Origin of the sequence: Halomonas sp. KHS3 (assembly GCF_000830495.1) — a bacterium.
GTDB classification, from domain to species: Bacteria; Pseudomonadota; Gammaproteobacteria; order Pseudomonadales; family Halomonadaceae; genus Vreelandella; species Vreelandella titanicae.
Genome location: NZ_JWHY01000001.1, coordinates 319,894 through 339,872, shown reverse-complemented (window position 1 = coordinate 339,872; position 19,979 = coordinate 319,894). Strand labels below are relative to the sequence as shown.

The window sequence follows — 19,979 nt, the reverse complement described above, 5'->3', positions numbered from 1 at the left end:
TAGCGCTGACCAATAGGTAGTGAAAAACCAGAATGTGGTGAAAAACAGTGCATAGACAGGATCCCTACCCTAAGACAATTATGTGTCAGTTAGATGACAGTGATTTACCACCTCTGTTGTGCACTAAGGACACTGGAGGTTAATGGTACAAAGCCGGATGCGCGCGCAATCTGCTGGCCCTCATCGGACATAATCAACTTGAGCAGTGCCTGCTCGGCGGGGGGTAAGTTCTCCCCCGGCGGTAGGTTCACATAGAGGTAAAGATAGCGCGACAGCGGGTAGTCACCGCTCTGTATCGCCGCTTCATCGGGCGGTATCGCAATGCCATCATCGTTATACAGGCTCAATGCATGCACGGCTGGGGTGAGGTGGTTAAACCCCGCATAGCCCATCGCATTGGCAGATTCGCCAACGGCCGCGACCACCGCCGATGAGCCGGGGTGCTCACTAATGTCGTTACGAAAAAGACCGCCACATAACGCCCGCTGTTGAAATAGCCCATGGGTACCCGAGGCAAGGTTACGCCCATGCAGCGCAATGCTACCAAATGACCAGTCACGGGTTGCCGATAGCTGCTCCCAGCGCCTGATCGGCGTTTCACCACCGCAGGCCAGCGAGGTTGAGAAGATCGCATCAACCTGCTGGCGGGTCAGAGCGCGCAAGGGGTTATGGCGGTGTACGACTACAATCAGTGCGTCACGGGCGACTTTTAATTCCAGCGGTGGATAGCCATAGCGCTCAATAAAGTTATCACGCTCTTCGCTGGTCATCGGACGAGACATCGGACCAAGCCGGGTGGTGCCAGCCATCAGCGCCGTGGGCGCACTGGCTGAACCACTTGCTTGAAACTGCAGCTTTACGTCAGGATAGCGGGTGGTGAGGGTTTCACCCCAGCGCAGCATTAGCCCCGCCATAGTGTCGGAGCCCACCGCGCCCAAGGTGCCGCTAATAACTGTTGGCTGCTGCCCCCAGGTCAGGGGCGTTATCAGCATCAGTATAAACGCCACTCCGCTCAATACGGTGCGACGGACGGCGGAAGTTAACCTCCGATTAATGCAAAGAGTCGTCAAACGAGTATTCAAACGAGCGTCCTCTTATGGTTAACTAAATTCATTCCTTTGTGTTGCGATGCAGCAACACGCATAAACAACGTGCCACTCTGCAACGTTTACAACAATAAACTGACTAAGCGACTAACTCATGACTCTTCTGGAAACCGATTTGGATGACGTACCGGCCCCTCAAGGGCAGCTTACTTTAAAACTACTGGCTTCCCGCCAAGATACCAATTTTTATGGTGATATACCCGGTGGATGGCTGGTCAATCAAATGGACCAGGCGGCTGAGCTGGCGGCCGGTCGTGAAGCGGGTGGTCGCACGGCGACCGTGGCGATTGAAGCCATGGACTTTTTAAGCCCGGTGCGCGTTGGCTCAATGGTCAGCGTTTACACCCAAGTGCAAGAAATTGGTCATAGCTCGATCAAGATTGATGTGGAGGTCTGGGTGCGTCCTCCCCATGGGCAACGCATAGAGGAGCGCCAAAAAGTTACCGAGGCGCGCTTTGTGATGGTTGCGCTGGACGATAATGGGCGCATCCGAGCAGTACATAGCGACTAGCTCACTTCAACTTGAAATAGCAAAAGGGCGCTTAGGGCGCCCTTTTGTCGTGCTTATCGTTTATTTGTCTAGCGGCTCATTAACCGTCGACGTTATCGCGGTTCTTGAGGTAGGCGTATTCACCCACATCGCTGAACGGGCGCAGCAGCTTCTGGAAAGCTGAATAAGACTCGTAAACACGGCGAGACTCTTCGTCGCTGTCGACCTGGCGCTGGATGGCTTCCAGTGAAGAGGTGTGAAGCGCTGCCATTACGTCGTCAGGGAAAGTACGTAGCTGAACGCCATGCTCATCGACCAGAGTTTCCAGTGCTTGCGCGTTGCGGAAGGCAAATTCGCTGATCATGGCCAGGTTAGACGCCCGCGCCGCTTCGCGGATCACGTCCTGCAGGTCTTCTGGCAGGGAGTTCCAGGCATCCAGGTTGATCGTCCCTTCCAGTACCGCAGAGGGCTCGTTCCACGCCGAGGTGTAGTAGTAGTCAGCCACCTGATGCAGGCCGAATGCCATATCGTTATACGGCCCCACCCAGTCAGCGGCATCCAGCGCGCCGGTTTGCAGCGAGGTGAAAATTTCTGAGCCTGGCATAGTAACCGTACTGACGCCGATGCCGTTCATCGCCTCACCCGCCAGGCCCGGCAGGCGAAGTTTCAGCCCCTGCATGTCGTCGAGTGAGTTGATCTCTTTCTTGAACCAGCCCGCCATCTGCGTGCCGGTATTGCCCACGGCAAACGGCTTCAGATTGTGATTGGCGTAGATCTCATCCCAAAGCTCCTGACCGCCGCCGTGGTACAACCAGGCGTTCATTTCGGTAGTCGTCATACCGAAGGGTACAGCGGTAAAGAACTGTGAGGCAGCGACTTTGCCACGCCAGTAGTAAGAGGCAGAGTGGCCCATTTCAGCGGTACCAGCTGCTACCGCATCGAAGACTTCCAGGGCAGGTACCAGTTCACCCGCGCCGTGGACGCGGATCTGCATGCGGCCGTTGGAAAGCTGTTCTACCCGGCGGGCGAAATCATTCGCACCAGTACCCAGGGCAGGGAAGTTTTTTGGCCACGAGGTGACCATGTCCCAGGTGAAGGTTTCTTGAGCGCGAGCACTTGAGGTGGTTACGAAGGGGGCGGCAACGGCCCCGGCGACGCCAAGGCTGGCAGTTTTGAGGAAGTGACGGCGTTGCATGGTGAGCAAAACTCCGGAGATTATAGGATTTTTTTGTCAGCGCGCACAAAGGCGCAATGTCCGTTCGCCAGTATGCGCTAAGCGGGTTTTAATCGGCAAGCCATTGCACTCAACGCCACGCGCGTAGCGGCTTAAAGCGGCGTTAGCTTAGCAAAACCAAGCACTAGCCATTTGACCCCTTCGCCTTCAAAGCTGACCTGTACCCGGGCGCGGGCACCTTCGCCTTCCGCGTTAAGAATAATCCCTTCGCCGAATACCGGGTGCTCAACGCCTTGGCCGACATGTAAGGCGGGTATATCACCGCTGCTCTCGACACTTTGCTGAGCAAAGGAGGTGCGCGACGCGGTGACTGGGCGGGAAATATGCCCGCGCAGACGGACTTCTTCGAGTAGGTGCGGCGGTAGTTCGCGCAAAAAACGCGACGGGCGTGGAAACACTTCTTTGCCGTGCAGGCGGCGGGTTTCGGCGTGTGTGAGGTAGAGCTTCTGCATAGCGCGTGTGACGCCGACGTAACAGAGCCGGCGCTCCTCTTCGAGCCTACCCGGCTCTTCCAGGGACATCTTGTGTGGAAACAGCCCCTCCTCGACACCTGCAATAAATACTACCGGGAACTCCAGGCCTTTGGCGGAGTGCAGCGTCATCAGCTGTACGCTGTCCTCAAACTCTTCGGCTTCGTGGTCGCCTGCGTTAAGAGCGGCCTCTGAGAGAAATGCTTCCAGTGCCGCCATGCCTTCGCCCGCTTCAGGCGCTTCAAAGACATCGCCTTGGGTAAAGGCACGGGCAGCGGTAACCAACTCTTCCAGGTTCTCGACCCGCGCTTGGCCTTTCTCGCCGCGCTCACTTTTGTGATGCTCTATCAGACCCGTGTGTATCGTGACGTGATCGATAATTTCGTGCAGCGCCATGCCAGAGGCATCGTTATCGAGCTGCTCGATCAGGTTGGCGAAGGTTTGCACGGCATTGGCCGCGCGGCCTTTCAAGGTGCCGTCGTTAATCGCATCGTGGAGCGCTTGCCAGAGAGGGATACTTTGTTCCCGAGCGCGCAGGCGGACAATCTCGACCGTGCGCGTGCCGATGCCGCGAGTGGGTACGTTAATCACCCGCTCCAGCGAGGCATCGTCGTCGCGGTTGAGCATCAGGCGAAGGTAGGCCAGGGCATTCTTGATTTCCAGGCGCTCGTAGAAGCGGTGGCCGCCGTAAATACGGTAGGGCATGCCTTGGCGAATCAGCGTCTCTTCCAGCAGCCGCGACTGAGCGTTTGAGCGGTAGAGAATCGCGATATCACGGCGGTTAAAGCCTTCGTCGACCTTCTCCTTGATGGTATCGACGATATAGCGGGCTTCTTCCAGGTCGTTAAACCCAGCGTAAATTGAGATCGGCTCGCCTTCGATGCCGTTAGTCCACAGGTTTTTACCCATCCGCTCGCTGTTGTGGCTGATCAGCGTATTGGCGGCTTCCAGGATGGCGCTGGTGGAGCGATAGTTCTGTTCAAGCCGTACGGTGTGGGTTTGCGGAAACTCTTGCTCAAAGCGGCTGATATTCTCCACCTTGGCACCGCGCCAGCCGTAGATCGACTGGTCGTCATCACCCACCGCCGTCATCGGCGTCTTCATGCCGGTGAGCAGTTTTAGCCAAGCGTATTGCAGGGTATTGGTATCTTGGAACTCATCTACCAGTACATGACCAAAGCGCTCCTGGTAGTGGTTTAACAGCGCCGGGTTGTCGCGTAGTAGCTCCAGGCTTCGCAGCAGCAGTTCACCGAAATCGACCAGGCCGCCGCGCTCGCAGGTGAGCTGGTAGCGCTCGTAGAGCTCAACCATCTGGCCCATGTAGGCATCGCCATCCACATTGACCTGGTGCGGGCGCAGCCCCTCCTCTTTGCAGCCGGAGATAAAGTGCTGCACTTGGCGGGGTGGGAAGCGTTCGTCGTCGATGGAGTAATCTTTCAGCAACCGTTTGACCAGGCGTAGCTGATCGTCAGAATCGATAATCTGGAAGTGTTGCGGCAGCTTGGCGTCCTGCCAGTGGGTGCGCAGCAGGCGGTGGGCGATGGAGTGAAAGGTGCCCACCCATACATGGCGCATCGAGATGCTCAGCAGTGCCTCAAGGCGGGTGCGCATCTCTTTGGCGGCTTTATTGGTAAAGGTCACTGCCAGCAGGGCATAAGGGGACAGCCCTTCGGCCTGCATCAGCCAGGCGATGCGATGCACCAGCACGCGGGTTTTACCGGAGCCTGCGCCTGCGAGCACCAACAGATTACCTTGGGGGGCGCTCACTGCTTCGCGCTGGGCGGAGTTGAGCTGATCGAGAATCGCCGTGACGTCGTCCATAGTAGCCGCTGCCGGATCAAAAAATAGGCGGCTAGTCTAGCACAGCCAGCGAACTGGCTGTGTATACAGGTTAACGATTAGGATTCTTCAGGAAAGCGCAGCGTATTTAGGCTCTTTTTAACCGCTTTGAGCTGTTCGGCGAGTTTCGGCCCGCGGGTTTTGGCCACACCCACGGCGAGTACATCGATCAGCACCAGATGGGCAATGCGCGAGCTAAGCGGGGTGTAAATCTCGGTGTCTTCATGAACATCGATATACAGCGGCAGGCTGACCTCTTCGGCGAGTGGCGAGCCGCTGGGGCACAGGCCAATGACTGTTGCACCCGCCTCGCGAGCCAGGCGTACGCTGGCGACTAGCGCTTTGGTACGGCCGGTTTGTGAAATTGCCACCACCACATCGCCATCGTTCAAGGTCACTGCCGACATATTCTGCATATGCGGGTCGGCGTAGGCAGAAGTGGAGATCTGCAGGCGAAAAAACTTGTGCTGGGCATCAAAGGCCACTGCACCGGAAGCCCCAAAGCCATAGAACTCGACCCGGTTGGCCATCGCCAGGGCGTTTACCGCACGGCCCAGGGCATCGTTATCCAGCCGGTCACGAACCGAGAGCAGTGTACCCACGGTCGAATCGAAGATGCTGTGGGAAAATTCAGCGACCGAGTCGCTGTCGTTCATGGAGAATTGCGCGAACTGACTGCCGCTGGCCAGCATTTGCGCCAGCTGTAGCTTGAAATCCTGAAAGCCATTGCACCCCAGCGCACGACAAAAGCGCACCACGGTAGGTTCGCTAACGGTGGCTTCGGTGGCCAGATCCACAATGCGCATGTGGATGACCTCTTCGGGGTTGCGCAGTACAAACCGCGCCACTTTTTGCTCGGAGCGTCGAAAGTGCTCCATGCGGCGTCTCATTTCATCGAACAGGGCGCGACTCACGTTCAGCTCCTTGGGTGCTCAACCAACAGGTAGTCAACAGTACGCCAATATACAGTCGTTTTAAACGACCGTTTCTGCCTATCTGCTCACTGTGATGCTTCGTATTGCTTCAATGCGATAAGGACAGTATGCCTCAATGAGCCCATAGGGCCACAAACTATTAGGCAGTGATCCAACAGCGTTTAAGGTCGTTAGTCAGTTTTTTTAAGATTGGTCATCATTTTGTCAAGTAGGTTATAGTAATAATTGAAGTGCCGCACTGCATCATCACAGTCGTCACGGATGCAGGTGGACGAAGGCATATTCATCTGGAGGAACGTCGATTATGAGAAACGTCGAACGAATCACCTCGGTTAAAAGCGAATTGCTCGACATCTTTATGAGTATGGAAGTCGATGAGCATGCCCAGCGCCAGCGCAGCGCTGCCCAACGCAGCTTAAGAGCGCGGCGGGGTATTGAGCTTCATCGTGAGTTTCAAAAGTTATCGCGGGATATCGCCCCCTTGCCTGATGAAGATCGGCAAGAGAGCGAATTGCACTAAGTTTTAGGGTGCCAAGAGGTTAGGGGCGCAACTATTATCTGCGCAGAACCACGCTGCCCTGCCGGTTAGCAGGGCCTTGGCGGCTCAGCTTAGATTAGCCCTGTTACGAACACGGCAATAACGCCAGCGGGCGCTACATAGCGCGCGATGATGTTCCATACGCTCTTGCCGGTCGCTGAAAGACCCAGTTCGTCTTCCACACTGCTGCGCTCCAGGCACCAAGCGGTGAATAGGATTGCACCCAGCCCCGTCAGCGGCAGCATTATTTTGCTGGTCAGCGTATCCAGCAGGTCAAACACGCCCAGTCCAAACAGCAGCGGTTCGCTCCACACGTTAAATGACAGCAGCGCTGCAATACCCAGTAACCAAGCACCCACACCGGCCACAACGGTAGCCATGACGCGGCCTAGCGGCGTGCGCTCTTCAATGAATTCCACCACGGGCTCAAGCAGTGAAATGGCCGATGTTAATGCCGCAAACGTCAGCAGCAGAAAGAACATCAAACCTAAAAGTAAACCACCATCAATATTGCCAAAGGCCAGTGGTAGGGTGACGAAAATCAGCCCTGGGCCCGAAGCGACATCCAGATTATTAGCAAACACGATCGGGAATATAGCTAAACCCGCGCCTAAAGCGATGACGGTATCCATGATGATGACCGTGCGGGCGGTTTGCAGCAGATCGATCTCTTTGTCCAAATAAGAGCCGTAAGCCATCATGATGCCCATACCCAGTGAGAGGGTGAAGAAGGCGTGGCCCAAGGCGGCTAGCACGGTTTCTGCTGTGAGCTTGCTCCAGTCCGGGTTGAACATATACGTCAACGCCTCGCCAAAGTGGCCGGTTGTCATGCCATAACCGATCAGCACGACCAGCAGTAGTGCGAGGACTGGCATCAGAATGCGTACAGCGCCTTCAAGGCCTTTGGTAACGCCGCGGGCGACAATCCCAATGACCAGCAGCATAAACACGGAGTGGCCCAGCAGCAGCAACCCAGGGTTACTCAACATGCCATTAAATAGCGCGCCAATGCCATCGGCATCTTGACCGCTAAAAGCACCGCTCACCGAGTTGACGGTGTAGTAGAGTGACCAGCCGCCAATCACGCTGTAAAACGACAAAATCAAGAAGGCCCCGACAATGCCGCTAATGCCCACGATGGCCCAGGCTTTGGGCTTTTTCGCCGTGCGCGCTAGCTCTGACATGGTGCTGGCGGGGTTCTTCTGGCCGCGCCGCCCCAATAGCCACTCAGAGACAAGAATGGGCAAGCCGATCAGCGCGATACAGAGCAAATACACAAATACGAAAGCAGCGCCGCCGCTTTCACCCACCATATACGGAAATTTCCAGATATTCCCTAGACCCACCGCTGAACCAGCGGCGGCCAGCACAAAGGTCATTCGCGATGACCACTGCGCATGCGCAAGCTTCGCCATACATCACCCATTAAGTCGATTGTTGTGTAAGTCACTGCGTGTTGAACACGCTAGTTTTCGGAAAATTGCGTCATTGCCAGCGTACTTTTCCGAAAGTAAGCGCAATTTATCTGATCGACCGCAAGCATGCCAGTTAGCTGACCTAAAAAGGTGGGTTAAAACAGTTGGCTTTGCTTTTCACCCGCGAAGGGGCCAAGAGCGGGTAATGGCGTCACTTCTCCTAGTGCGTTATAGAGTAAGCGGGCCATGTGGGGAGACTCGCGGTTGTCCGCAGTATGCACAAATAAGAAAGGGGTTTTCCCCTGACTTATCCACAGCTTTAGGCGGGCTTTCCAGGCGGTGAAGTAGTCACTATTAATCGTTTTGTCAATATGGCCAATAAAGCGAATGACAGGAAAATTTGCCGTGGAAAGCACGTGTAGCGGGAGTTTCGGCTTTTCTTGCTGGGCGTGGGCCAAGCCCAAATGGTCATTTGCCGGGGTTGAGAAGAGCGGGCGCACGTCGAGCATCACGCGGTTGGCCGAATAAGTTATCAACAGGCGGTTAAGGGCAATTTCGGCGGCCCCTTTGTGGAAAAACTCAGGATGCCGAACCTCGACCGCGCAAGGCAAATGGGTAGGCCAAGCGGCAAGTAGCGCTTCAAGCTGGGGAAGCTCTTGGGGGCCGAAATCTCGTGGTAGTTGCACCATGGTGGGGCCAAGGCGGTCGTGCAGAGGTTCTAGCGCCGCTAAAAATGCCCAGGCCTCCTCTAACCGCGTTAGCCGTTGATCGTGGGTTACGCTGGCAGGTAATTTAAAACAAAAGCGAAAGTGGGATGGTGCCTGGCGCGCCCAGGCAGCAATGGTGTCCGGCTTTGGGGTACCGCTATAAAAGGTAGTGTTGCCCTCAACGCTGGAAAACACCGCCGCGTAATCGCTTAGCAGCTCAGTTTTGGCGTGGCGTGGATAAAGGTTGCCCAGCCAGTCTTGATTGGCCCACATAGGCAAGCCTAGATAAAGAGGAAGCGTCATGGGTGCCAGCCTACATCGACAAGATCAAGCGCTAATGTAACAGGTTAAGAGCCTTGCCCGTTAAGCGTGAATGGCGGCTTTCATATAACCTTTGTATGGCTTATATGTATAGCAAGGCGCGGAAAAAGTGAAATTGTTAAGGCGCCGATAGCGCTACTATGTAGGTATAGCCCTTTATTGGCAGTAGCCGTTTACAAACAGGATAGCGCCATGTGTTCAGCTTACGTTAGCAGTGATGAAATCCGCGACCAGTTTTCCCAAGCGATGTCGGCAATGTATCAGCAGGAGGTGCCGCAATACGGCACCTTGCTGTCACTGGTTGAGGCAGTCAACCAGGAGGTGCTAGCCGCTAACCCAGGGCTAAATAACGCATTGCAAAATAGCGATGAGCTGGCGCGTATCAACGTTGAACGCCACGGCGCTATTCGAGTGGGGAGTCCAGGCGAGCTTGCTATGCTGCGGCGAATGTTTGCGGTCATGGGGATGGAGCCAGTGGGGTATTACGACTTATCGACCGCAGGCGTGCCGGTACATTCCACCGCGTTTCGGCCGGTCGCGGATAGTGCGCTCAAGCGTAACCCCTTTCGTGTCTTTACCTCGCTGTTGCGCCTTGAACTAATTGAAAAGTTCGAGCTAAGAGAACAGGCGAGTGAAATTTTAAGTGCCCGCGATATCTTCACTGCCAAAGTGAAAGCGCTTATCAAGCGTTTTGAGCAGCAGGGTGGCCTAAGCGCCGATGATGCCAAGCAGTTTGTTCAGGAAGCGTTGGAAACGTTCCGCTGGCACGACAACGCCACGGTCGACTTGGCCACCTATGAGCGTTTGCATGCCGAACACCGCTTAATTGCCGATGTGGTCTGCTTCCGCGGCCCGCACATTAACCACCTAACGCCGCGCACGTTAGACATTGATGAAGTGCAGCGGCGCATGCCCAGCGTTGGCATCGACCCTAAAGCGACTATTGAAGGCCCACCACGCCGGGATTGCCCAATCCTTCTACGTCAAACCAGCTTCAAAGCACTGGAGGAGACGATTGCTTTCGCGGACGCTGCTGAAGGTAAACACACCGCCCGCTTTGGTGAAATCGAACAGCGCGGTATCGCATTAACGCGCAAAGGACGCGAGCTATACGACCGCCTGCTAGCAGCTACCAAAGAGAACTCGCCCACAGCAGCCAATAATGACGCCCATCAAGCGCATTTATCTGACGTGTTTAAAGAGTTTCCCGATACGTATGAAACGCTGCGTCGTGAAGGATTAGCGTTTTTCCACTACCAGGCGGTTCAAGGTGTATCTGTGCAAGGGCCGATCTCAGTTGAGCAGGTGGATAGCTTGATCGAGCAAGGCGCTCTGAGAGTTACCCCCATGATTTATGAAGACTTCTTACCCGTGAGTGCGGCCGGTATTTTTCAATCCAACCTGGGGGGAAGCAGTCATGACCATTACGCCAGTAGCGCAAGCCAGCAGGCGTTTGAGCAGGCCCTGGGGAGAGCCGTCATCGATGAAATCGAGCTGTATGCCCAGCGCCAGGAAGCATCGCTTGAACAGGCGCTGGCGCAGTTGGCGGTTTAAGTGATAAAACAGGTAGCTACGTCAATTTACCCACTAACGCTGAAGGTTGAAGAGAGTTATGAGTCAAGGAAAGGTATTGGTATTACATGGCCCCAACTTAAATTTGCTGGGTAGCCGTCAGCCAGAAATATATGGGTACGAGACGTTAGACGACGTGAATAACATCTTGCGGGAGAAAGCAGTGATGGCCGACTGGGACATCACATGCCTGCAGAGCAACCATGAAGGCGAACTGATTGACGCCATTCACGCCGCACGCCTGGATGGCACCCAAGCGATTATTATCAATCCCGCTGCCTACACGCATACCTCAGTGGCCATTCTTGATGCGCTCAATGCTTTTGATGGCAAAGTAATTGAGGTGCATTTATCCAATGTTCACAAGCGCGAAGCCTTTCGCCATCACTCCTACGTCTCGCTGCGCGCCGATGGCGTCATTGCTGGCCTCGGGGTTCAAGGCTATCGAGCTGCGCTAGAGGCAGTGATGGTAGAGGCTAATTAATATGCGCCCTTACTTGAGCCACTTTATTTTGTAAAACAGGTAAGTACACATTAATCAACGTATCAAGATCGACCCGGGCAGCGTTAGTGCTGATATTGATTGCGCCCATTAAATGCTGCTTGGCGTCATAGACAGGAACGGCAATGGAGCGCAAGCCGGAGTCAAGCTCTTGATCAGAAATTGCATAGCCCTGCTGCCGCGCTTTTATTATCTGGTTTCGTAGCTCACTCACATCTGTCACCGTTTTATCGGTGTAAGACTCTAGAGCAACCGACGAAAGAAAGTGATCAAGGTCGGTATCGCTGAGTTGAGCGAGCAACATGCGCCCCATGGAGGTATGAGCTGCTGGCAGTCGAGTGCCCACTGAAAGCGTAATCGCCATCAAGCGATGCTTTGCTGCCGAGCGCGCTACGTAGATAACATCATTGCCATCGAGCACACCAAGCGAGGAGGACTCACCGGTTTCAGCGGTAATGTCTTCGAGATGTTGCTGAATAACATCTCGGTAATTATTAGCCGATAAAAAGGCATAGCCGAGCTGAAGCACGCGGGGTGCCAATTCAAAGTAACGTTGCTGTTTTCGCACGTACCCCAGTGCATGCAGAGTGAGCAAGAAGCGCCTAGCCTTTGCTCTATTCATTCCCGTGCGCGCGGCGACTTCGCTTAGTGTCATACGCGGGTGCTCATGATCGAATGCCTGGATAACTTCCAGGCCACTAGCAAGCGCCGTTACAAAGTCGCGATTGTCTTCACTCAGCATTTCTTCCTGCATTTTTACTATCCATTGTCCTAAAATCTGAGATAAAAGATTAGCGTAAAAAAGTTCGCAGTGCGAACGTGCCTCACTCTTCCAGCCAACTATCTCGCCTCTTACTACTAAAGTTGTGTTTTTTAAAGGGTTAGCAACAACGTAATCTCAAGCTAGATATTACGAATACGTGTACGTCTTACGAACAATAGTTAAGTATAAGCAATCGCTTAGCAACGCACAGGAAGATAACAATGAATAAACTCCTTAGCGCAACATGTCTGGCTGCCTTCGGTAGCGCTCTGGCGCTGGGCCTTGTGGTTTCCTCCGCCAGTGCCAATGAGTGGCCCACCGACGATATTCGTCTTGTCGTCCCTTACGCCCCAGGTGGCACTACGGATGTGTTGTCCCGCCGCGTCGCGGATCTTCTTCAGCAAGAGCTTGATGCTAACGTGGTTGTGGAGAACCGCCCGGGGGCGGGCTCTACGGTGGGCACCGGTCGTCTCGCCCGCGGTGGACGTGATGCCAACCATACGATTCTGATGGCATCACCTGGTCACACCATTGGCGCTGCCATTTACCCTGACCTTACCTACGATCCAGTCGAAGATTTTGTCTTCCTGCAAAATATGATCGATATTCCCAATGTCATGGTGGTGCCCGCCGATAGCCCTTATGAAAGTGTTATTGAGTTCGTTGAAGCGGCCAAAGAAGAAAACATGACTTTTAGCCACAGCGGCGTGGGTAGCTCCATCCATATGTCCGGTGAGTTATTTAAAACGTTGACTGAGTCCAATATGACGGCAGTGCCTTTTGCCGGCAGCGGTGCGTCGCTTCCTGCGCTATTGAGTGGTGATGTCGATGTCTCATTCGAGAACATGCCGACCGTTCTTTCGCACATTCGCTCGGGTGACTTGCGCGCTCTGGCGGTAACCTCCGCTGAGCGGTCAGAGTACTTGCCGGATGTACCCACCCTGTCGGAAGTGGGCGAATATAACCTCGACCAGTTCGTCACGACGGCATGGTTTGGCCTGGTGGCACACAGCTCTTTCCCTGAAGAGGCGCAAAGCGTTATGCAGGACGCCCTGGCTAAAGTGATGGAACGTGAAGAGTTTTTGGACTTTGCTGATCAGTTGGGCGCCGAACCGGGTCAGGTGTCTGGCGAAGAGTTCAAGCGGTTCATCGCCGATGAAGTTGAACGTTGGGAAGGTGTTGCACAACAGGCCGGTATTAGCCAGTAACTGAGTAGTCTTCCGTCATAGCACTGAGGCGAGGGCCGCTGCCCTCGCCTCTCTTGTTTCCCAGGAGAAGGCCGCGATGACACCCTCGGGTTCCAAGCGCAGAGTAAAAATAAAAGACACCAGCGACCTCATCACCGGCATCGTTTTGCTGGGATTTGCCATTGTGTTGGTCTTTTACCTGGTACCCAACTATATAAACGAACCGCCGATCCTACAAAACCCAATGATGTCGCCACGGTGGCTGCCGGCGATTATCGGCTGGTTGATTCTGCTGTTTTCGATTCTACTCATTCTTCAGGCCTTCATTTTGGAGGGAAAAACCGAGGAGGATGAGAGAGCGATTGAGAAAGGCTCTACGCGGCGTTTCGTGCTAATGGTGCTATCGCTGGTGATATATATTGCCTTGTTTGAGGTGATGGGCGCCGTGTTCTGCGGCATTTTGGCAACATTAGTTCTTTTCGTAGCGCACCCGGTTCGCACCTGGTGGGTATATAGTCTGGCATTTCTGTTTCCTGTTGTTGTGGCGCTCTTATTTGTAGAAGTAATGAACGTGCCGCTACCTATAATGCCGCTCGGATTCTGATTCGTGACAACTCTCCTGACACCGGGGTTGGCACAGACCGAGATTGACACACACCGAGAGAGTGCTAGGTGACCTATGGAAAATTTTTCGGAAGTCGTTGGGATATTCTTTAGCCTGGACAACTTTCTGGCCATAGCCGTAGGCGTGGTTATCGGCGTGGTTGTTGGTTCTATCCCCGGTTTAACCGCCACCATGGCGGTGGCATTGGCACTCCCCTTTACCTTCTCCATGCAGCCGGTTGCCGCTATCCTGCTGCTGGTAGGTATCTATAAAGGGGGGATGTACGGCGGCTCCATTACCGCCATTCTAATCAGAACCCCTGGCTCCCCCGCCTCGGCCTGTACGTTGTTAGACGGCTACCCGATGGCACAGCAGGGGCATGCAAAAAAAGCACTAAAGGCTGCGCTTTATTCGTCGGTGATTGCCGATTTTATCTCCAACATAGCGTTGATCTTTTTTGCCGCCTACTTGGCCAAAATTGCACTGAACTTCGGGGCACCCGAATTTTTCTGGCTGATCTGTTTTTCTCTCACCATTATTATCTCGCTAGCCAGCGGTTCTATGATCAAGGGCCTGATGGCAGCGCTGCTAGGCATTTTGTTGTCCATGATAGGGCTGGATGAGGTCTTCGGTTCCCAGCGGCTTACCTTCGACAACTACAACTTGATGGACAGCATCTCCTTTATCCCCTTGTTGATTGGCCTTTTTGCGATTCCAGAGATTATCGAGTTTTATCGTAAGAAAGCGATCCCTCATATTAAGGCGAAGGCAAGTGGTGCTGGTTTGGCCTTCTCTGAGCTCAAACGTTGTATGAAAAGCATTGTGCGCGGCAGCTTAATTGGCGTCATTATTGGCGCTATCCCCGGCACTGGGGCGACGGCGGCAGCGTTCATCTCCTACAGCGATGCACGTCGACGCTCTCCCAATAAAGCAAATTTCGGCAAGGGTGAGGTAGAAGGGGTGGCAGCGGCTGAGGCCGGTAACAATGGCGTGGCCGGGGCAACACTAATTCCGCTGTTATCGCTAGGTATTCCAGGGGATGTCATCACCGCCATTATCCTGGGGGCTTTTATGGTGCATGGGTTAACGCCTGGCCCGCTTATGTTCCAGGAAAATCTGTCGCTGATCTATGCACTGTTCCTGGGTATTATGTGCAGCTCGGTCATCCTGCTAGTGGTGGGTAACGTTGCCATCAAGTACTTCTCGTTAATTGCTGATATCCCCAAGTCAATTCTCTTTCCCATCGTCTTGATGTTCTGCGTCTACGGCGCTTATGCGGTCAATAACACCACTTTCGACGTGTGGCTAATGCTGGCTTTTGGGGTGTTGGGATATATCTTCAATCGTGCCGCCATACCGGCGGCGCCTTTTCTGATTGGCTTCATTCTGGGGCCGATGTTCGAAGACAACCTGCGTCGTTCTCTGCTCATCGGCTCCAACGACCTGTCGATCTTCGTGCGTGGGCCTATCACCTGGGCTTTCATCGTGCTGACGGTGGGTTCTATTGGCCTAGCCGTTTATCGCTTTGCTGCATCCCGACGTGGCGCGCGAAATAGCACTGACGAGTCACGCCAAACCTGAGTTGCCCGGTCTAACCGACCGTGACTCCACCGCAGACAAACAACGTCTGGCCGGTAATGAAACTGCTGCGCTCGTCGCAAAAGAAACTGACAGCCTGAGCCACGTCTTCAGGTTGTCCCATTCGGCCTAGCGGAATGTTATCGATGATACGTCGGGCGCGCTCAGAGTCGGGCGGGTTGTTCTGCCAGAAGGCACTGGTGGCGATAGGGCCGGGTGCCACGCAGTTGACCGTAATACCGTGCTCAGCAAGCTCCAGCGCCCAGGTGCGGGCCATGGATTGCAGTGCTCCCTTTGTCGCGCTGTAAATAGTGCGCGCCTCTTTACCGAGCACCACACGACTGGCATTCATGACGATACGGCCCATGCCCTGTGCCTTTATAGTGGGCAGTAGCGCTTGAGTGCAGACCAGCGCCGAGCGCACGTTCAGATGCATGAGCTTATCGAAGTCCTCAATCCGTGCCTCTTCAAGCAGCGCTGGTGCCACAATACCCACATTATTGATTAGCCGGGACACCGCATATCGTTCGGCGATTTCCTCCATCACCCGGTGAGTAGCGTTGGCGTCGGCAAGATCGACTTGGTAGGCGTCCGCTTGCAAAGAATCTGCTTCCGGCTCGACGATATCCACCACGATAACCTGATAGCCATCCTGCTGGAGGCGCAGAGCAATGGCTTGGCCGATATTTCTAGCCCCGCCGGTAACCACGGCGCAGGGCTGTGGTGACGTTTTGTCCTGATCAGAATGCTGGCCCATTTTTTTATTGTCCTTATATACGGTAAAGATTTGTTTTTAATAGTTTTAAAACGCTAGCACTCCTAAAAGTGACATCAAACCGATGATCAGGCTAAGCGTGAAGAAGGAGGCCACCGTTGCCACAAGCATAGCCGCAGCGCTAACGCCGCCTAAACCATAACGCTGGCCAAACAGTGGGTAAATGCTGATCATTGGCGAGGCCGCAAACAGCAATGCACCGGCCATATAAAGGGGATCAATGTCTGGAACAAAATAGAAGGCGATGAAAATGACCAGCGGGTGAATAAGCAGTTTGCCGACAACGATCTGACCAACATCATTCGCCATACCTTTAACCTGAAGGCCAAATAGTGCGCCGCCGATCACAAACAGCGCCGCTGGGCCCGCCGCTTCGGCGAGCATATCGATGGCTTTAAACAGCGGCGCGGGAATCTTGACGCCGGAAACGGCCAGACAGATGCCGGTTAGTAAGCCTACCAATATGGGGTTTTTGATGAGGTTAAGGGCTGTCTGCTTAAACGTTTTCCATACGCTGGAGCCTTGGTGGTTATCCATTTCGGCCAGAATCAGTGCTGCGGGAATAACCAGCAGGTTTTCAATGAGCATATTGAGCGCTAACAGAACTGCCGCAGGCGAGCCAATCACCATGGCTGCTAAGGGATAGCCAACAAAACCACTATTAGCCGCTGCCATACCGAGTGCCTGCATGGCACTGGCGTTAAGTGGTTGGCGCTGTAGTTTTAAGCAGAGCAGTAACCCCGCACCGAAAACAGCAATAGAGCCCAGGCCGTAAGCAATCAGATAGTGGAGCTTGAAAATATCTTCCAGAGGCTGCTGGGTTAATGCACGAATCACGAGCGCGGGCAGCGCGCAGTAGAGCACAAATACGCCCACTCCTTGCATCTGATCGCGCTGGATAATACCGCTCCATCTCGCTATATACCCTAAGCCAATCAGTAGGAATATGGGCGTGGTAATCCCAAGTATAGCGAGCATGGCGGCCCCTTAGCGCATGAAGGCAAATGGTTAAGTTCGAATAACGAATAATTGTACGCTATTTCTCTTGCGCTTCATGGCATGGAGTGAACAGAAGGCGTGACAAGTTGCTCGATATAATGCGTACGCAGCGGTATCACATGCGGATCGATCTGTTCAGAGGTGATGCAATCGGTGTTTTCAGCCCGCAGACGGTCAGGGTCAAACCGCAGCATCTTGAGCGCTGCCGTTAATTTTCGCTTCCAAGCGCTGCTGCGCGGTGACGCGCACAAAAGCATTCGGCGCACCCAGCCCTTGGTACCCTTCACGCTGCACCAGCTCAAAGAAGAACGCCTGGCGGCCGGGTTGGGTATACAGCTGATGGAAGTCACCGTCGCTGTCCTGATCAAAGAGGATGTGGTGCGCTTGCATCCATTGCAGGGTTTGCGCCGGTAGGTCGAAGCGCGCGGCCAGGTCGCGGTAGTAATTCCCGGGAATCGGCAGTACCGGCGTGCCCGCCTGCTGCAGCGCAGCGCTGGTGTCGCGCATGGCGTTGGTGCGCAGGGCGACATGATGAATCCCCGAGCCGCCGTATTGGCGCACAAAGCGGTTGCTGGCGGTATCCGGCGAGGCGCTGGCGTTAAGCGCCAGGCGAAAGCGGCCGTTGTAGTTCTGCAGCACTTGGCTCTGGATCAGCCCGCGGGGATCGGTGACATCGAAGGAGGGTGTTGGCGCCAGCTGGAAAATAGCGCGGTACTGCAGCATCAGCGAGAGGTAGTCGTGGTAGGAGAGCGCCACGCTGATATGGTCGATATCCACCAGCGCCCCCTGAGGAACCGGCTGCACATCGACAGGGAACTCGCGATCCCAGGTGCGGCTTAGCTGCGAGTCATCAATAATGTAGGAGAGGCTGCCATCCACATTACGCAGCGCACTCATACGGTGGCTGGCACCGACTTCTTCAGGCTCGACGATAGCGTAGCCAAGTTTGTCTGCACGTTTAAACGCCTCATAGGCGTTGCCTACCCGCAGGCCAATCGCCGTTACTGCGGTGGCATCACGTCCTGGCGTGCGGCCGGTAAAGCTCGATTCGGCATTGAGCACCAGATTGACGTCACCTGCCGCCCAGCGCTCGGCGTTAAGCGTGTGGTGACGCCCCACGCAAGCCATGCCCAGGGCGCTGAGCAGCTCCCGCAGCGACGCTAAATCCGCAGGCTCAACGGCGATCTCCAGAAAGGCGACCGACTCGATTGGCTGCGGCGCGGGAATCCCGCTGTCGCCCTGCATGCTGCGTAGCAAGTGGTAGGAACGCAGCCCGTCCCGGGCCGTCTGGTCGCTGTGTCCCATGCGGAACACATCGTTAAAGATCTCGTGGGAGAGCGGGCCGTCGTAGCGGGTCTCATCCAGCATGGCCATGAACTTATCCATCTGCAGCTCGCCCTGGCCGGGGAAGCAGCGGTAGTGGCGGCTCCACGATAGGTGATCCATGGAGAGACGCGGCGCATCGGCGGTCTGAACCAGAAAGATGCGATCCCCCGGAATGCGACCGATGGTGCCCAGCTCCGTCTGGCGGGAGAAAATATGGAAGGTATCCAGTACCAGGCCGACATTGGGGTGGGCTGCGCGGCGCACCACTTCCCAGCTGTCGCGGTAGTCATGAATATGGCGGCCCCAGGCCAGCGCCTCATAGGCCACTCGCAGGTTACGCCGCACGGCACGCTCGCCGAGCTCATAGTAGTCATCGGCGGCGCGGCTTAGCCCCGGTAGTGAGTCGGGATGAACGGTGCTGCATGCCATAAGCAGATCCGTGCCGAGCTCCTCCATCAGGTCAAACTTGTGCTCGGCGCGGTCAAAGGCCCGCTCCCGTGCGCGGCCCTGGAGACCCTCAAAATCGCGGAACGGCTGGAGCGTCACCAGCTTAAGGCCGCGGGAGCGTATCAACTCACCTGCCTCCCGCGGTGTACCGGTGAACGCCGTTAGGTCATTTTCAAACAGCTCAAGCCCCTCAAAGCCGGCTTGAGCAATGGCGTCTACCTTCTCTTCCAGTGATCCGCTTAGGCAAACCGTGGCAATGGATGAGTACATGGACGTGTGCTCCTTGGTATCGAACAATCAGTAACCCGTCAGCAGTCAGCAAGGCGACCGACCGGTGCTGGCAGGAATAAAAAATCACTTGTACCTACCCCATCCCTTTGCTGTCTGTTTGGATGAACGGTAAAGCGAACCGGTATGGTTCACGAGAAAACGAGTTGAACTCTCGAAGTGGCGATTAGTCTGCTGTCATCGAATAAACAGGTTCTGGCGAGTCAGGCTCGTCGGGCGATCGCTCAAGGCTTTCAGGTAGATCTCCTGGGTTCGCATGATGTGCGCGTGTAGAACGCTTTCGAAGCTTGCGATATCGCTTTTCTTAAGGTGCTCGATCATGGCGTGATGCTCGTCGAAGCTTATATTTCTTAACTCGGTTTGCGGTGACGTGATCGACGTTCGCAGGGCCGAAATACGATTGCTGATCAAGTTGAAGGCATCGAGCAAATACCGGTTGTTGCAGTGTTCGAAGAACATCTGGTGGTAGGCGCTATCGAGGCTGGAATACGCCAGAGCATCGTCTTTATCCATAGATGACTGCATCTTCTGAGTGATCAACTGCAGAGATCTTACGAGTCTTATTGGGCTATTCGAAAAACTGCGCTTCGCTGCCTGTAGCTCTACCATAAAGCGAAAGTCGCAAAGATCCACAACGTCCGCGCTCGTTGGCTCGAATACGAAACTGCCGCGTTTGGGCTTAACGGTGACAAGCCCTAACGTTTGAAGTCGAGCGAGCGCGTCTCTTATGGGGGTTCGGCTGACACCGAGTTTCGATGAAAGCGCCTTTTCTGGGATTTTTTCTCCCAAGGCGAAATCCCCGTTGATGATGGCCGTTCGAAGTCGTTCGGCAACGATGTCCGTCAGGGATTGAACAGGCCCTATGCGAGATTTGTTTTTCATT

18 protein-coding genes are annotated in these 19,979 nt (G+C 54.8%); 7 read left to right on the top strand and 11 right to left on the bottom strand.

The features are described 5' to 3' along the window. Window positions 1-104: 104 nt before the first annotated feature. On the bottom strand, window positions 105-992 hold the full coding sequence (locus RO22_RS01605; RefSeq protein ID WP_230804270.1) for a PstS family phosphate ABC transporter substrate-binding protein: 888 nt from the start codon (window positions 990-992) through the stop codon (window positions 105-107). A 208-nt stretch (window positions 993-1,200) separates the two neighbouring features. On the opposite strand from RO22_RS01605, the gene RO22_RS01600 reads away from it, so the two are divergent. Beyond that, window positions 1,201-1,617 carry an acyl-CoA thioesterase gene (locus RO22_RS01600; RefSeq protein ID WP_022521117.1) on the top strand — a complete coding sequence of 139 codons (417 nt, stop codon included), beginning with the start codon at window positions 1,201-1,203 and terminating at the stop codon, window positions 1,615-1,617. 79 nt (window positions 1,618-1,696) lie between these two features. Here RO22_RS01600 and RO22_RS01595 read toward each other — a convergent pair whose 3' ends face one another. From RO22_RS01595 to hexR, 3 genes are all read right to left on the bottom strand, one after another. Then, entirely contained in the window at window positions 1,697-2,791 is a 1,095-nt protein-coding gene (locus tag RO22_RS01595; RefSeq protein WP_022521118.1) for a TRAP transporter substrate-binding protein, read from the bottom strand. Window positions 2,792-2,922: 131 nt separating this feature from the next. Further along, entirely contained in the window at window positions 2,923-5,121 is a 2,199-nt protein-coding gene (gene uvrD, locus RO22_RS01590) for a DNA helicase II (RefSeq protein WP_041157421.1), read from the bottom strand. A gap of 77 nt (window positions 5,122-5,198) precedes the next feature. Further along, window positions 5,199-6,053 (bottom strand): transcriptional regulator HexR, encoded by an 855-nt coding sequence (hexR, locus tag RO22_RS01585; RefSeq protein WP_022521119.1) that lies wholly within the window; start codon window positions 6,051-6,053, stop codon window positions 5,199-5,201. 325 nt (window positions 6,054-6,378) lie between these two features. Here hexR and RO22_RS01580 point away from each other — a divergent pair, with 325 nt between their 5' ends. Beyond that, on the top strand, window positions 6,379-6,594 hold the full coding sequence (locus RO22_RS01580; RefSeq protein ID WP_022521120.1) for a PA3496 family putative envelope integrity protein: 216 nt from the start codon (window positions 6,379-6,381) through the stop codon (window positions 6,592-6,594). 89 nt (window positions 6,595-6,683) lie between these two features. Here the strand turns inward: RO22_RS01580 and RO22_RS01575 are convergent, their stop codons facing one another. Both RO22_RS01575 and RO22_RS01570 read right to left on the bottom strand, forming a co-directional pair. Beyond that, on the bottom strand, window positions 6,684-8,027 hold the full coding sequence (locus tag RO22_RS01575) for a sodium-dependent transporter (RefSeq protein ID WP_041157420.1): 1,344 nt from the start codon (window positions 8,025-8,027) through the stop codon (window positions 6,684-6,686). A gap of 155 nt (window positions 8,028-8,182) precedes the next feature. Then, window positions 8,183-9,037, bottom strand: coding sequence for a DUF72 domain-containing protein (locus tag RO22_RS01570; RefSeq protein WP_027958715.1), 855 nt, complete (start codon window positions 9,035-9,037; stop codon window positions 8,183-8,185). Between the two features lie 210 nt (window positions 9,038-9,247). On the opposite strand from RO22_RS01570, the gene RO22_RS01565 reads away from it, so the two are divergent. Continuing rightward, window positions 9,248-10,609: a VOC family protein gene (locus RO22_RS01565; protein WP_041157419.1), complete on the top strand. Its 1,362-nt coding sequence runs from the start codon at window positions 9,248-9,250 to the stop codon at window positions 10,607-10,609. 58 nt (window positions 10,610-10,667) lie between these two features. Then, on the top strand, window positions 10,668-11,111 hold the full coding sequence (aroQ, locus tag RO22_RS01560) for a type II 3-dehydroquinate dehydratase (RefSeq protein ID WP_039857779.1): 444 nt from the start codon (window positions 10,668-10,670) through the stop codon (window positions 11,109-11,111). On the opposite strand, the gene RO22_RS01555 is transcribed toward aroQ, so the two are convergent. Next, window positions 11,104-11,883 (bottom strand): IclR family transcriptional regulator C-terminal domain-containing protein, encoded by a 780-nt coding sequence (locus tag RO22_RS01555; protein ID WP_009286285.1) that lies wholly within the window; start codon window positions 11,881-11,883, stop codon window positions 11,104-11,106. The two genes, aroQ and RO22_RS01555, sit on opposite strands and share 8 nt — an antisense overlap. 230 nt (window positions 11,884-12,113) lie before the next feature. Here RO22_RS01555 and RO22_RS01550 point away from each other — a divergent pair, with 230 nt between their 5' ends. The 3 genes from RO22_RS01550 (at window position 12,114) to RO22_RS01540 (ending at window position 15,264) form a co-directional block, all read left to right on the top strand. Further along, the gene (locus RO22_RS01550; protein WP_041157418.1) at window positions 12,114-13,100 is read left to right on the top strand and encodes a Bug family tripartite tricarboxylate transporter substrate binding protein; all 987 of its coding nucleotides are present in this window, start codon (window positions 12,114-12,116) and stop codon (window positions 13,098-13,100) included. A 76-nt stretch (window positions 13,101-13,176) separates the two neighbouring features. After that, a complete protein-coding gene (locus RO22_RS01545) occupies window positions 13,177-13,683 on the top strand; it encodes a tripartite tricarboxylate transporter TctB family protein (protein WP_041157417.1) in 507 nt (168 codons plus the stop codon). Between the two features lie 75 nt (window positions 13,684-13,758). Then, window positions 13,759-15,264 carry a tripartite tricarboxylate transporter permease gene (locus tag RO22_RS01540; RefSeq protein WP_041157416.1) on the top strand — a complete coding sequence of 502 codons (1,506 nt, stop codon included), beginning with the start codon at window positions 13,759-13,761 and terminating at the stop codon, window positions 15,262-15,264. Between the two features lie 10 nt (window positions 15,265-15,274). On the opposite strand, the gene RO22_RS01535 is transcribed toward RO22_RS01540, so the two are convergent. The 4 genes from RO22_RS01535 to RO22_RS01520 all read right to left on the bottom strand — a co-directional run bounded on the left by RO22_RS01535 (window position 15,275) and on the right by RO22_RS01520 (window position 19,978). Continuing rightward, on the bottom strand, window positions 15,275-16,018 hold the full coding sequence (locus tag RO22_RS01535; protein ID WP_041157415.1) for an SDR family NAD(P)-dependent oxidoreductase: 744 nt from the start codon (window positions 16,016-16,018) through the stop codon (window positions 15,275-15,277). A 45-nt stretch (window positions 16,019-16,063) separates the two neighbouring features. Next, on the bottom strand, window positions 16,064-17,014 hold the full coding sequence (locus RO22_RS01530; RefSeq protein ID WP_041157414.1) for an AEC family transporter: 951 nt from the start codon (window positions 17,012-17,014) through the stop codon (window positions 16,064-16,066). A gap of 201 nt (window positions 17,015-17,215) precedes the next feature. Next, window positions 17,216-19,078, bottom strand: coding sequence for a bifunctional sugar phosphate isomerase/epimerase/4-hydroxyphenylpyruvate dioxygenase family protein (locus RO22_RS01525; protein WP_041157413.1), 1,863 nt, complete (start codon window positions 19,076-19,078; stop codon window positions 17,216-17,218). 195 nt (window positions 19,079-19,273) lie between these two features. After that, entirely contained in the window at window positions 19,274-19,978 is a 705-nt protein-coding gene (locus tag RO22_RS01520) for a GntR family transcriptional regulator (RefSeq protein WP_052475482.1), read from the bottom strand. Window position 19,979: the final 1 nt, after the last annotated feature.

Coding starts and splice junctions, on each gene's coding strand:
- uvrD (WP_041157421.1), bottom strand. CDS start 5,121: ATGGACGACGTCACGGCGATTCTCGATCAGCTCAACTCCGCCCAGCGC.
- RO22_RS01595 (WP_022521118.1), bottom strand. CDS start 2,791: ATGCAACGCCGTCACTTCCTCAAAACTGCCAGCCTTGGCGTCGCCGGG.
- RO22_RS01570 (WP_027958715.1), bottom strand. CDS start 9,037: ATGACGCTTCCTCTTTATCTAGGCTTGCCTATGTGGGCCAATCAAGAC.
- RO22_RS01535 (WP_041157415.1), bottom strand. CDS start 16,018: ATGGGCCAGCATTCTGATCAGGACAAAACGTCACCACAGCCCTGCGCC.
- RO22_RS01540 (WP_041157416.1), top strand. CDS start 13,759: ATGGAAAATTTTTCGGAAGTCGTTGGGATATTCTTTAGCCTGGACAAC.
- RO22_RS01600 (WP_022521117.1), top strand. CDS start 1,201: ATGACTCTTCTGGAAACCGATTTGGATGACGTACCGGCCCCTCAAGGG.
- RO22_RS01520 (WP_052475482.1), bottom strand. CDS start 19,978: ATGAAAAACAAATCTCGCATAGGGCCTGTTCAATCCCTGACGGACATC.
- aroQ (WP_039857779.1), top strand. CDS start 10,668: ATGAGTCAAGGAAAGGTATTGGTATTACATGGCCCCAACTTAAATTTG.
- RO22_RS01530 (WP_041157414.1), bottom strand. CDS start 17,014: ATGCTCGCTATACTTGGGATTACCACGCCCATATTCCTACTGATTGGC.
- RO22_RS01565 (WP_041157419.1), top strand. CDS start 9,248: ATGTGTTCAGCTTACGTTAGCAGTGATGAAATCCGCGACCAGTTTTCC.
- RO22_RS01580 (WP_022521120.1), top strand. CDS start 6,379: ATGAGAAACGTCGAACGAATCACCTCGGTTAAAAGCGAATTGCTCGAC.
- RO22_RS01575 (WP_041157420.1), bottom strand. CDS start 8,027: ATGGCGAAGCTTGCGCATGCGCAGTGGTCATCGCGAATGACCTTTGTG.
- RO22_RS01555 (WP_009286285.1), bottom strand. CDS start 11,883: ATGCAGGAAGAAATGCTGAGTGAAGACAATCGCGACTTTGTAACGGCG.
- RO22_RS01545 (WP_041157417.1), top strand. CDS start 13,177: ATGACACCCTCGGGTTCCAAGCGCAGAGTAAAAATAAAAGACACCAGC.
- RO22_RS01525 (WP_041157413.1), bottom strand. CDS start 19,078: ATGTACTCATCCATTGCCACGGTTTGCCTAAGCGGATCACTGGAAGAG.
- RO22_RS01605 (WP_230804270.1), bottom strand. CDS start 992: ATGCTGATAACGCCCCTGACCTGGGGGCAGCAGCCAACAGTTATTAGC.
- RO22_RS01550 (WP_041157418.1), top strand. CDS start 12,114: ATGAATAAACTCCTTAGCGCAACATGTCTGGCTGCCTTCGGTAGCGCT.